This is a genomic window from Bacteroidales bacterium (assembly GCA_013141385.1).
GTDB lineage: Bacteria > Bacteroidota > Bacteroidia > Bacteroidales > Tenuifilaceae > UBA8529.
In genome coordinates, this window is record JABFRB010000027.1 from 56501 (window position 1) to 68440 (window position 11940).

The following is an 11940-nucleotide window of genomic DNA, read 5'->3' on the forward strand; positions in this document are numbered from 1 at the left end:
CCAAATAATTAAAAAATGGGTGGGTAATTATTTTATTTAAAACTTCCAATTAATATTATCATCAGCAACTTTGTCTGATCCGTTTCGCTGGTGGACAATTTGTTTGAATTTTTCAGGAGCAATGACTTCTATCTCAGAAAGTAGGCTTTCGGGGTTTTCAATAATTTGTTTTGCGATATCATTTAGATGATTCCCAAATCTTTTTATCGTATCTGGTTTAAAAAGTTTTTTACGATAACCTAAAATATAAAAGATCTTTGTATCTCTCTCAAATGCTATTAAACTAATATCAAACAAACATTTGTTACTATTAATCTCATATTTTTCAACTGTAAGTTCACCAATCTGCAATTTTTCGCTTTCATAGTTTTGCAAAACAAACATCGTATCAAATAGTGGGTTCCGGTTTAAATTTCTTGACAACTTTAACTTGTCAATTAACTCTTCAAATGGGTAATATTGGTTCTCAAAAGCACCTAGTATAGCCGATTTTACCTCGTTGAGGTAATCTGTAAATTTTTTTGAACCAACTGGTTTACTCCTGAGAGCCAAGGTATTGACAAACATTCCGATAATATCCTTAAGGTCATCATGCTCCCTACCCGCATTGACAGTCCCAACAATTATATCTTCTGAATTTGAATATTTTGATAGCAGAATATTGTACAGGCTAAACAACATCATATACAAGGTTACATTATACTTCTCGCATAATGCGTTTAGCGATCGGGACATATCTTCTGATAATTCGAATCTACACGAATCGCCTTCGAAACTTTGAGTTTCTGGTCGAGGGTAATCAGTATAAATGTTAAGAACGGGTATCTTATCGTTAAATTTGCTTAACCAGTAACTCTCTTGTGCTTTTAATATTTTATCATTTATATTTGATTGCTCCCAAACAGTATAATCGGTATACTGAATCCTAAGATTACCTATTTCTTCATTAAGGTAAGCTTTTCCAAGATCTTTCATAAAAATGCCCCAAGAAATTCCGTCACAAATTATATGATGTATATTAATTATTATCAAATGTTTATCTTCTTTAACTTTGCATAACTTGACTTGTAGCAAGGGCGCTTTGCTTAAATTGAAAGGTTTTATGAATTGTAGTATAACACTACTTGGATCTTCTAATCCAACCTCTAAATGTTCTATAGAGAAGTCGATATTATCTTCCACTTTCTGAACAAGAACATTTTCTTTGAATAAAAAGGATGTACGGAATGCCTCGTGCTTTTTAATAATTTGTTTTATCGCCTGTTCAAGTCTGTTATAGTCTATTTTTCCATTCAACCAAAAAATGTCTGCTACATTGTAGGCTATATCGTCCTCATCGAATTGTTGAAGTATAAATAATCTCTTCTGTGCTGATGAAACGGGATAATATTTTTGTTCAGGTGCTTTTTTGATGCTGGCATAAACATTGAGGTTACTATTCTCTATTAACTTGGCTAACTTGATAATCGTTGGATTATTAAATAGTTCAGGCATTGAAATTTTAACATCGAATTCTTTATGAACTTTTGATATCAGGCTTCTTGCTTTTAACGAATCTCCTCCCAACTCAAAAAAATCATCATTTACTCCTATATGTTCATATCCAAAAAACTCTTCAAAATTTTTTATTAGTTTCTTTTCACACTCAGTTTCAGGGTTTTTATATGTTGTTGATAATTCTGGTCTAGACTTTAATTGACTTACGGCTTTATCTTCCTGAGTTTCTTTGCCATTTATCTTTTCTAGGTGCCTCCTACTTTTCTCTTCAATTAGTGAATGCAAATCAATCTTAGATACAATAAGTTGACTGGCTCTGCTATTTAATACTCGATATAAAATCCCAATACCCTCTGACGGAGTTACTGCATTTGATAATATAGATGCAAAATCTATGTTATTCTCATTTTTTCTTTTTCTTTTCACAGCCTCAATGGCCATACCCCCTTGAAGCCAATCCGCCCAGTTTATTGTTTTATATACAGTTGCTTTGTTGCTTTTTTTGCTAAGCGAAAATGCATCTAAAAACTCATTCGCTGCGTTATAGCCTACTTGCCCAAATTTTTCCTGGTAAACCTGATTTCCAAGGGATGAGAAGCAGAGAAAGAAGTCTAAATCCTTATTATTTACCAAAGAGTCAATTACGAATGTACCTTTAACTTTTGGTGCCATTATTTCATCCGTTTGCTCCTTTGAACGTCTTTGTATGATACCAAAATAATCTGCTAACCCCGCAGTATGAAATACTCCATTTATGCAACCAAACTCCTTCTCTACGGTTTGGATTACCTGATGCATTTGCCCATAATCCGAAACATCTGCACTACAAACCCTAACCTGAGAACTATATTGCTCTAATTCCCTTACCTTTAAGATACGAATGCTAGTTGGATCATCTGCACCACTGGCTTCTATATATCTATCCCACTCCGTCCTCTGCGGAAATGATTTTCTTCCAACTAGTACTAACTTAGCCTTATACTCTTTTGCTAAATGCTCAGCAATAGCTATACCCATACCTCCAAAGCCCCCAGTAATAAGGTAAACGCCGCCTTGCCTAATGGTTGTTGCTGATTTTGCAGCTGTCTCTAGCCGTAATGCCTTATAATTGAGCACCCATCGATAATAGCCTCGATAACCTACTATATTATTGAATAGGTTCTCATTTCTTATTTCATCGTAAATCTGGCTTGCTAGTTTTTCTTCTGATTTGCTATTTGTACTTGGCCAGCTAACATCAATATTCCGACAGCTAATGTTTAAATATTCCAACGGGATAATTTTAATTGCTCCTATGAGCGTGGCTTTTAATGGGTTTATTTCCTCCTCCCCCGTAATGGAATGCGTATTGCTGGTAATTACATCCAACTTTACGTTTTTGTTGATACTATGAAAACCAATAGATCTTGCGATATTCAGTAAACTATACAGTCCATTGTTTTGAGTGGCTTCTATTTGGTCTATTAATTCTTTTTCTTCATCATCCCCTACATTCCACAAATGAAGGATTCTATCGGGGGTTGTTCCTGCTACTTTTAGTATTTGAAAAAGTTTAGAGTAATCGTCTTCAATTGCAGGGTTTACAAAATACAGATTGTCATTCACCTGCTTAAAACCCGATCCGGCAAGTACCGTTTTAACTTTTTGGTTATTCTTTTCTAAATATTTAATAATTTGCTCGCAGCATTTATTGTCCTTTGTGAATATCAACCATTGTATGTCTTGTGAGGTTTGAAAATTTTCTTGGTCATTAAAAGTGGATTGTTCCCATGATGGTGTATAAAACCAATCGGATATATCTTGTTTTTTCGATAGCGTTACATCTTCTTTTCCATCCTTTTGCGATGCTTCTACCCAATACTTTTTCCTTTCAAAGGGATAGGTTGGCAGTGGAATTCGGTTTCGTTTCTCTTCTGAATGGTAAGACTCCCAATTTATCTCTATTCCCTGTAACCATAATTGTCCAATTTTTGTTGTCAAGTAGTAATCATCCGAAACATTTTCGTTGGGATGCCTAAGTAAATTAATTACTCTAGGGTTATTGTTCTGATTTTTTAATTGATTAACAAAGGTGCTCAACACTTTACCTGGGCCCACTTCGATGTATACAACGTTATCATTCCTAGATAGTGTTTCAAGACCATCATAAAATCTTACCGTACCCCTCAGATGTTTAGACCAATATTTAGGGTCTTTTACCTGTTCTTTAGTTATCCATTTTCCCGAAATATTAGAGATATATGGAATGCTAGGTTCATTCAGTTGCACTTTTCGTATTTCTGCTTCGAGCCTTTCAAGTATAGGCTCCATCATCGCAGAATGGAATGCATGAGAGGTTTCTAACCTTCGATAAGTTATATTTTTTTCATCGAATTGGCTTAGAAGTTTATCTATCGCCTCATAAGCTCCCGATAAAACACAACTTCCATTCGTGTTTACGGCAGCAAGGGATACTTGCTCACTTATAAAGGGCAATAGCTGTTCTTCAGGTAATGCTACACCTATCATGGCTCCTGGTTGGACTTCCTGCATAAGTTTACCCCTTAGGATTACCAGCCTTAAAGCTTCGTCCAATGTAAAGACTCCCGATATGCAAGCCGCAACATATTCGCCGATACTATGACCTATCATAGCATTTGGCTTGACTCCCCACTTGATGAGTAGCTGAACCAACGCATACTCGATTGTAAAAATCAACGGCTGAGCCAGTTCTGTTTGATTTATTTTTTTACTATCGCCTTCTTTTGAAAAAAGGATTGATTTGATATCGAAATTAAAATATGGGGTAATCTTGCTAAGGCATTCATCAACTTTTTGTTTAAAAAATGGCTCGTTCTGATAAAGGTCGTAAGCCATGTTTATATATTGAGACCCTTGTCCTGAAAACATAAAAACTAGATAACTACCTACATCCTCAGTTTTAACTGTATATATCTTATCTTCGTTAACAAAAGCATTTATTGCCTCATCGGCATCAGTACACACGCATATTTTTCTATACTTAAAATGTCTTCTCCCTACCTGTAAAGTGTAGGCGGCATCCGACAAATCGACATTTGGTCGTTCCTTGATGTGGGTGATAAGATTGTTGGTAGCACTTTCGAGTGCAGTAGATGTTTTGGCGGAAAGTAATAATAATTTACACCTTCGCCTTGCTGGAGATGGACTCGTTTGTGGTGCTTCTTCAAGGATTACGTGTGCATTTGTACCACCAATGCCAAAGGAGTTTACCCCAGCCCGCCTAGGAGAACCGTCTACTTCCCAATCCCTATACTGAGTATTAACAAAAAATGGGCTATTCTCTATACTAATGCTAGGGTTAGGTTTTACAAAATGGAGGCTTGGGACAAATTTTTTATGATACAACATTAATACTGTTTTGATCAACCCTGCTATGCCTGCGGCAGTATCTAAATGTCCTATATTGGTTTTTACAGAGCCTATGGCGCAATAGTTCCTTTTATCCGTGCCAAAAGCCTGAGAAAGCGCTCTTATTTCAACAGGATCACCAAGCTGAGTCCCAGTGCCATGAGCTTCAATATACGTAATAGTTCCCGATTCAGTTCCTGCTAAAGATTGTGCTTCGGTGATAACTTTAGATTGTCCATCAATACTTGGTGCTGTAAAACCAACTTTCAATGACCCGTCGTTATTAATTGCGCTTCCCCTTATAATTGCATAAATATGGTCATTGTCGGACAATGCATCCTCTAATCTTTTTAACACTACTATTCCCACACCCTCACCAGGAAGCATGCCTGCTGCCTGAGAATCAAAGGCCCTGCAGTGCCCATCCGGTGATGTAATGCCCCCCTCACTGTACAAATAACCCACATTGCGCGGTAATATTATTTTTGTCCCGCCGGCAAGCGCCATATCGCATTCTCTAAGCAGAAGGCTTTGACATGCTAAATGAACTGAAACCAAAGAAGTAGAACAAGCAGCCTGAACAGTGAAACTAGGACCTTTCAGGTTGAGTTTATAAGATACGCGGGGACATAGTATATCGTTAAGGTTGCTTACCCAGGTATGATAGTTGCCCAGTAGAGCAACCTGTTTTTTGTGATTTAATATGTGATCAAAGTAATAACTATTTAAGCCGGCACCAGCAAAAACACCGATCAGTCCATTGTACTTTTCAGGATCATGCCCTGCATTTTCTATTGCTTCCCATGCACACTCTAAAAATATCCGGTGCTGAGGATCGGTAAATTCAGCCTCTCTTGGGATGTATCCAAAAAAAGAGGCATCAAACATTTCCGCTCCATTTATTTGAGCTTTTGCCCTTACGTAATTCGGGTTATTTATTTCTGATTGGTTAACTCCACTTGCCAATAATTCCTGCTCGCCAAAGAATTTAACACACTCCTTACCCTCTGTCAGGTTTTTCCAGAACTCCCAAACTGAATCAGAAAACGGAAACCTACCAGAAATACCAATAATCGCTATTTCGGTTCCTTGGTAATTATTTTCATTAATCATTGTTCTAAAATTTTTGCCTACAATTGATTATTCTTGTTATTCTGATTTCACTTATTAAACAATTCTTCAAAACCTAATTATTAAACTCATGAATATCAGGAAATCAATCACATCAATCAAAATTATTATCAGATCTAATCTTATCGCTTAATGAGGATGTAACTTATAATTACCTATCCAAATGTCTTTAACTGCAATATTTATAATAAACTTTGCAAAATAAACTTATAGTCGAGTAGTATTTGGATGCTACATTCTGGGTTTTGTTCTATTGCTATCCCTTTTGATCATATTTAAAGTTACACTCAATTCACGCAGAGAAGAACTGCGTTTGTGCATAATTTAGAAATTGGTACAATTTGAAGTGTTTCAGAAGAATGCATTAACTCCTTTAAGGAAGGAAAATGTATTATTTATAATATAGTTCATTAACGTTTAATGTACCAGTATAAAAATCAATAATTATCTTTTGAAAAAGCAATGTATATTCTGCCTGAGCCTTACTAGATTGTGCTTGTACATAGTTTTGGTTTGCCAAGGATAATTCTACAATAGTTCCTATTCCAAGCCTAAAACGTTCTGATTGTTTTTCGAATGACAATTTAGCGGCTGCATAACCAACAATATTAGCATTATAAGTTTCTTTATTGGTAAGAAAATTATTATACGCCGTTGTAATCTGAGCATAAATTACATTTTGATAATTATCATAATTTAAAAGGGTATTCTCATAATTTACTTTTGCATTAACAATACTTGTACGGTATTGTAAACGATTGAAAATTGGGATCGAAAGATTAAATCCAATCACATGTGTCGGATTTTCATTCAACAACTGTTTTTTGAATGGTGATTGACTTAAATTCGTGTATGAACTGTTATAATTATAAAAAAATCCAAGGTTAGGATAGATTCCTGATTTGGCAATTCTAATATTATATAATGAAGCTTTATTAGCTAGTTCTAGTTGCTTTAAATCGGGTCTATTACTTTTTGCTAACTCCAATAACGAATCAAGTTTTATGTCTTCAAGAATAGTTTTTTCTATACCCCAATTAGGTATTGACAATTTAAATTTCATACCCGGCTCCAGCATTAGCGTGGTTGCTAATGTTGCTTTATCAGAAAACAATTTGCTTTTATTAGATAAAAGTTGAACCTCTATTTGATTGATTTGAGCTTCCAGTGTATATAAATCAGTAATTGCAGTAATATTACTTTCTACAAATCCTTTTACTCGTTCATAATTTATTCTCTGAGCAGCAAGATTTTCACTTGTAATCTTTATTAACTCTTCATCAAGCAAAACTTGCAAATACTGTGCAGCAGTATTAAATATAGTATTTTGCTTGGTTTGTTCTATCTGGTTTAGCTGTGCCTTATTTTGGCAAACCGACTGAAGGAGAGTATTCAACCTATTGAAACCATCAAACAAAGTATAATTTGAAGCAAAAGTATAGCCAAGATTATCACTAGTATTCACTATCTCCTTTAAACTATTTAATTGTTGTCCTCTAGTAATATTTCCAAAAGAAGAAAAATTTAAATTGGGCAAATAAGCAGCCTCACTTTGAAGTTTAGTTGCTTTAGTAATTTTTAAAATATTCTCCTGTTGTTTTAAACTTGTATTCTTTTCAATTGCCATTTTTATTGCATCCTGAAAATTAAGAACAATAGTATCTTGAGCATATGAAAGATAAACTGTTGAAAAGAAAATAATTATACTAATGATTTTTTTCATACATTTTATAAATTATTTAAGTTTCAAAATCTCATAATTGCCAAACATATCATATGATGAAGTGATAACCATGTCACCCTCATTCAAGCCATCCAACACCTCATAGTATTGTGGATTTTTTCTGCCTAGTTTAATCATTTTTTTTACTGCTGTCTTTTTTGTTTTATCTAAACAAAAAATCCAGTTACCACCCGTTTTATTATAAAAATTTCCAGCAGGAACAAGCAAGGTTTTATTTTCCTTTCCAAATTCAAGTCGTATTTGTAGGTTTTGACCTTTTTTTATTTCCTTTGGTATTTCTCCAATAAAATCCATAGCCACCTGAAAATTATTATTAACAACCGAAGGATATATTTTATTAATAACTAACCCATATGTATTTTCAGCAAACTCAAAGGTTCCTTTTTGCCCAATGTTAACATCTGCTAGGTAATGTTCGTCAATATTAACTAATATAACATAATCACCCGTTACTTCTATTTGACCTATCCTTTGTCCACTATTTATTGTTTGTCCAATTCTATATTCAGGAGTATTTAATTGACCATCTATTGAAGCCCTAATAATGAGAGCATCCAATTGGTTTCTAGTACTATTTAGACTTTCAAGCATCCTTTTTTCAGACATGGTAATTTGCTCGAGTTGACCTGCCCTTGATAAGGAATCCTCTTTAAAACTAGAAAGCAGAATATCCTTTTGTTTTTTATTCATTATATATTGTTCATTAACTTGATCAAACTCCCATTGTGATATAAGTTTTTTTTCAAGCAAAACTTTATAACGCTGATACTGTGGCTCTGAAAGACTCAATTGATAATTAAAATTTGTTATTTGTGATAGCTGACTTAAATAGTTTTGATTAAGTTGCAACTTTGTATTTCTTATTGTACTAATTTGAAAATAAATGGATGATTCTTGAGTTATTACAGTTAATTCTAAGTTTGGATTTGATAATTCCATGATAATATCACCTTGCTTTACATTCGCTCCAACCTCTTTATAAACTTTTTTAATAACACCTGGTTGAACTGCATCTATATACCTGGTTTCCTTATTACTAACAGTACCTATGACAGCTACATATTCTTGAAAATTATCATTCTTAACTGTAGCAATAATTACTTTATTCAACTCAACTTGTATCTTTGATCTTGAATCGCCAAAAAACAAGATTTTAATTATTATAATTAGAGTGACAAGTAATACCGAAAGAATTATAATTCTTCCTGTAGTCCATTTTTTCTTTTTTACAATTCTATCCATAGTATTTCAAATTTATTTTTGATTTCAGGCAATTTTATTAAAAAAATTAATGAATATACTTATTAGACATTATATAGATTAGTCTGAAAACATGCTGATTATCAAAATTAATTCATCAACTGGTGCTCAATCTATATAATGTCTATTATACTTAAATCATAACTAGTTTTTAATATTGTAAAACAAATAAAAAAAGATGACTTATTCGCTTCTTAATGCAATTAAAGGATTTTGCTTTGCAGCTTTTAATATAACAGAGCTGGTTGCTAATAAAGAAATTATAATAGCAGAAATTGCAACTATAATAAATATATACCATGGAGTTGGTATCCTAACTGCATACTTCTCAAGCCAATCATTTATAAAGTAATAGGCAATTGGAAATCCTATTATAATAGAAATGAAAACATATTTGACTATACTAGTAATAATTATATACATGATTTGAATCATATTTGCTCCATTTACTTTTCTAATTGCAATTTCTTTAGCCCTTTTATTAACATCATGTACAGACACGCCCAAAATACCTATACATGAAAGAATAATAGCAATAATCGTAAATATCTTAAAAAGAAGTCCAAATTTCCTATCTTCTTTGTAAACCTCTTTTGCTAAGTCAGGCATGTAGCAGTATGCCACTACTTTTTCAGGGTATATTTTACTGAATACCCCTGAAATTTTAGACATTATTTCTGCTTGATGTGGTTCATTTAATTTAATATGTATATACTTTATCTTTGAATACTTATCATCAACCCAATTTGCAAGGAAAACTATTGGTTCAAAGTCATCTTTGAAGGATTGGTTTTGGTAATTTTGAATTACTCCTATTATCTGAAAATCCTGGTTATACATCGTAATATATTTACCTACTGCATCTTTTGGGCTTTGTAATCCAAGTTTATTCACTGCGGCTTCATTTAATATTGCTGCATTTTTATCTGAATTTATTTCTTTCGCAAAATTTCTTCCTTCGATAACTTTAATATTAAATACAGGTATGTAATCTGGGCAAATCCACATATCATATAGAGTAACAGAATTGGTTTTATCTCCTTTACTATGAAAAACATCGGCATACGAAACCATTCCTATAGGTGAATCAGTATCAATCGAAACCTTTTTGACTTCTTTTAGCCTCTCCAGTTCATATACAAGACTTTTTACACCATTATACATTATAGAATCTTTGCTTACTGTTGGGTTAAGCCTAACAACTTTATCAATATCACAGTTGATATTTTGACTTTCCATAAAGTGAATTTGGCTATAAATAACGCTTGTCACTATCATTAAAATCAGGGTACTACTCAATTGAATAATAAGTAAAACTTTTCGTGTGGAGATGTTCAGAGTTCCTTTTTTTACATTTGAATTCTTCCTTAGATTAGAAATTGGTTTTAATGAAGTTAGCATTAGCGTTAAAATCATACTTATTATTATGCTACTAAATATTACTATAAAAGAAATTATTAGTATAGAAAAGAAATCAGAAAAAATATAAACTGACGAGGAAAAGTCCAACACCTTATTGAAATAGGGCTGAAATAAATAAATTAATATGGTAGATATTACAACGGCTAATAAATTCACACTTAAGGAATCAATAAAAAATTGTTGGAAAAGTTTAAATGAAGAGCTCCCTAGCATCCGTCTAACACCTATTTCTTTAGATCTTTCATGTACTGAGCTTATTTGAGAGAGCATATAATTAATATAGGCTGTTAAAAGTATGAACACTGAAGATAAAAACAGAATAATTAAATACACATTATTCCCTTTAGCCACAAAAATATCCCATATTATTCCTGTAGAATAAAGATGAACATCTTTCAACGGTTGAAGATAGTATTGATAAGTATTAACCTTATTATATATGATCCACGCACTCCGTTTCGCCAAAAGTTCTTGACATTTATTTTCAAATTGTAAGTAATCTGTTCCATCCTTTAACAACAAGTACGTGTAATATGCATGAAAACCCCAACTTACTATATTAACAGCAGGTTCAAATGGTTTAAAAGTTTCCCACGAAGAAATTATTTTTAAATTTAATGTTGAATTCTCGGGCATATCTTCAATTACTCCAACCACTGTCCAACCATAATTCCCTGTTGAATGTTTTATCCTCAATACTTTATTTAATGGATCTTCATTTTTAAAATATTTTTTAGCCAGAGATTCAGAAATAATAACAGGATTTAATGTTTTTAAGGCAGTTTTTGGATTTCCAGCAATTAACTTAAATGAGAATATGCTAAAGAATGAAGTATCAACGAATGCAATCTGCTTTTCACTAAATTTTTTATCCCCACATGATATTTCAAACTCACCCAAATTTTGACCTGGAATCCTCATTCGCATATAGTTCTCAACTTCTGAAAATTCACTTTTGAGCAATGGTCCTATTGGATGCGGAATAGGTGCACCAACCTGATCAAGTTGACCACCTTTAAATGAATGAAAAAGTACTCTATAAATATTTTTTGAGTTTTTATGAAACTTATCAAAACTTGTATTGTATACAACATAGTTATTTATTGCCAGAAAACTTAGTATTCCAACAACAAGACAAAGAATATTGATAAAAAAGAAATATTTGTATTTAAGAATATTTCTGAAGTTTGTTTTTAGTTGATTGATTAATAGTCTCATAATATTTTTTTTGAAGTTTATTATTAATGCAAATTTGTTTACTAATCAAAAATAAATGATTTTTCTCACATTCATTAAGGCTTAATTCTATAAAAAATATTTGTATTTGTCATGATAATTACAAATTTTATTCTAAAAACTGAAAGCCAATAATGATAATTAATAAATGAAATACCTACTATTTAAAACTCCAATTCAACGTTTTCATAATTAACTTGTAAGAATATAACATGTTTTAATAAAGTTCTAATACACTTGTATTTAAACACATCAGCAACTTTAACCATACATCCTAATGC

General features: G+C 32.6%; 4 protein-coding genes. All 4 read right to left on the reverse strand.

The features are described from left to right. Window positions 1-36 precede the first annotated feature (36 nt). Window positions 37-5979 carry an acyltransferase domain-containing protein gene (locus HOO91_15965; GenBank protein NOU19053.1) on the reverse strand — a complete coding sequence of 1981 codons (5943 nt, stop codon included), beginning with the start codon at window positions 5977-5979 and terminating at the stop codon, window positions 37-39. A gap of 409 nt (window positions 5980-6388) precedes the next feature. Continuing rightward, window positions 6389-7720: a TolC family protein gene (locus tag HOO91_15970; GenBank protein ID NOU19054.1), complete on the reverse strand. Its 1332-nt coding sequence runs from the start codon at window positions 7718-7720 to the stop codon at window positions 6389-6391. Between the two features lie 12 nt (window positions 7721-7732). Further along, entirely contained in the window at window positions 7733-8983 is a 1251-nt protein-coding gene (locus tag HOO91_15975) for an HlyD family efflux transporter periplasmic adaptor subunit (GenBank protein ID NOU19055.1), read from the reverse strand. A gap of 201 nt (window positions 8984-9184) precedes the next feature. Continuing rightward, the gene (locus tag HOO91_15980) at window positions 9185-11641 is read right to left on the reverse strand and encodes an FtsX-like permease family protein (protein NOU19056.1); all 2457 of its coding nucleotides are present in this window, start codon (window positions 11639-11641) and stop codon (window positions 9185-9187) included. Window positions 11642-11940: the final 299 nt, after the last annotated feature.

What these genes read in the sequence shown, in the direction of transcription:
- HOO91_15965 (NOU19053.1), bottom strand. Translation starts at nt 5,979, where the DNA reads ATGATTAATGAAAATAATTACCAAGGAACCGAAATAGCGATTATTGGT.
- HOO91_15970 (NOU19054.1), bottom strand. Translation starts at nt 7,720, where the DNA reads ATGAAAAAAATCATTAGTATAATTATTTTCTTTTCAACAGTTTATCTT.
- HOO91_15975 (NOU19055.1), bottom strand. Translation starts at nt 8,983, where the DNA reads ATGGATAGAATTGTAAAAAAGAAAAAATGGACTACAGGAAGAATTATA.
- HOO91_15980 (NOU19056.1), bottom strand. Translation starts at nt 11,641, where the DNA reads ATGAGACTATTAATCAATCAACTAAAAACAAACTTCAGAAATATTCTT.